The sequence below is a fragment of the Gottfriedia acidiceleris genome (assembly GCF_004138285.1).
GTDB classification, from domain to species: Bacteria; Bacillota; Bacilli; order Bacillales; family Bacillaceae_G; genus Gottfriedia; species Gottfriedia acidiceleris_A.
This window is the reverse complement of record NZ_SCFN01000052.1, coordinates 1-1675: the sequence shown is the minus strand read 5'-3', so window position 1 is coordinate 1675 and position 1675 is coordinate 1. Positions and strand designations below refer to the sequence as shown.

Below are 1675 nucleotides of genomic sequence, written 5' to 3'. Positions count from 1 at the left end.
CAGCCGATCTTGTTGTTCAACTAATGCATGCGTTAGTTCAATTACACATTCATAATTTTAGCAATTTCATCATAAACGTATTTCGCCAAGAAGATAGGTCCTTTCTGATACACGATTAAATCCTTATACACGACATTTTCGCCAGTGTCTACCATTGCTGACGGTGGGTGACTAATTAGGTACACCTTCGCGTGATGTTCTTTTGAATACTCTGAATAAGGTTGATATCGTTTGCCGTTTTTCTCAAAGGGATAAACCTTCGATGTCAATGCCGACACTGGATGACCAGTGAAAATCAGCTTCGTACGAATCGCAAGCGAAGGGGTTGCGTGCGGAATGTATAGAATGCAGCAACAAAGTAAAATAAGTAACCAGTTTTTACGGGTCAAAGAAACCCCTCCTCCTGTTTGGTTTTAATTAAATTATATCTTCATAGCGGGTATTCGTAACTTGGGGGAATTTCTCCTTTTTTCATAGAATATCAAATAATTCTTATTCAACTAATCTGCCATTTAGTCGAATAAGAAAAAGCCACCTGAATTGGCAGCTTCTATTCAACTCATGCATGCGTTAGTTGAATAAGGAATAATAATTATCAGGTATCAGTAGAAACATCATCCCATTCTTCCTCCATGTAATTCACAAGCCAATTAAATGTATAATGTCTTTCATAGACGACACCTTCATTCAAATTTGAAGGGATTTGTGCACCTTTTAATTGAGCATCTCTTACTGCCCAATGACTTCTATATGTGAAATCCAAGTTATCAAGAATCTCATTAGCCTCCCTAAGATCAGATTTATTTATTAAATCTTCCTTAGTAGAATTCAATACTGTCTCATAGACTAAATCAACATCACAAGTGTTATTAGGGATATCCAATTCATGTATTATGTTGATTGACCACAACAGTACCCATATACATTCAATTTTCCATGAATATTGAATAAATTCTCTTTGTTTTGGACTTTTCTTTTCGATAAAACTTTTTTCATCATCAGTGAATAAATCGATTGCTTTATATCCTGCAATAAAATCTTCAATTTCTTCTTTTGATGCACCCATTCCTTTTGCAGATACAATCGTAAGTGCGATTATTCTATTTATGATTTCTTCTTTGGTTCTTACTTTTACTTCATTATCTTGTTCGGTTAAAGGTAAATTCTCGTTAATGGGGACTCCTAATTTCTTTAGTTGGAGTTCAGATTGTAATTTTCTCTCAGTTGTATGATCCACTTAATCACCTCTAATTTAATTAATAAATATATAGATTCCTACGCTATAATACCATTTACAGCCTTTTATTAAAACAAACCTTATTGAACTAATCTGCCATTTTGTTGAATAAGTAGGGAAATCTCTCACGAGACTTCCCCCTAATCAAACCGTACGTACCCTATTAAGGCATACGGCTTACCCATATGTTGTAATGTTATCAAGAGGATGCATTCCAGGCGTTTGCACCATTTGATCCATTGAGAGGACTTCTTGTACCAAAAGAATACCACTTCTTCTTGTAAAAAATAAACTATCTATAAAAGTTATTCAATTGCAAGTTGAAGTAACTAATGCATGCATTAGTTTTATACATACCATAATTCCCATGATTCTAAATTGATTTTTTTGGTAACTGGCAACCCAAAATACGTATATTTAACCGTTATACTTTTGATT

2 protein-coding genes are annotated in these 1675 nt (G+C 34.0%); both read right to left on the bottom strand.

The window, feature by feature from the left end; genetic code table 11:
• Positions 1 to 41: 41 nt before the first annotated feature.
• Positions 42 to 389 carry a hypothetical protein gene (locus EP747_RS23900; protein WP_129692481.1) on the bottom strand — a complete coding sequence of 116 codons (348 nt, stop codon included), beginning with the start codon at positions 387 to 389 and terminating at the stop codon, positions 42 to 44.
• Between the two features lie 206 nt (positions 390 to 595).
• A complete protein-coding gene (locus tag EP747_RS23895; RefSeq protein WP_129692480.1) occupies positions 596 to 1237 on the bottom strand; it encodes a DUF4272 domain-containing protein in 642 nt (213 codons plus the stop codon).
• Between the last annotated feature and the right edge of the window lie 438 nt (positions 1238 to 1675).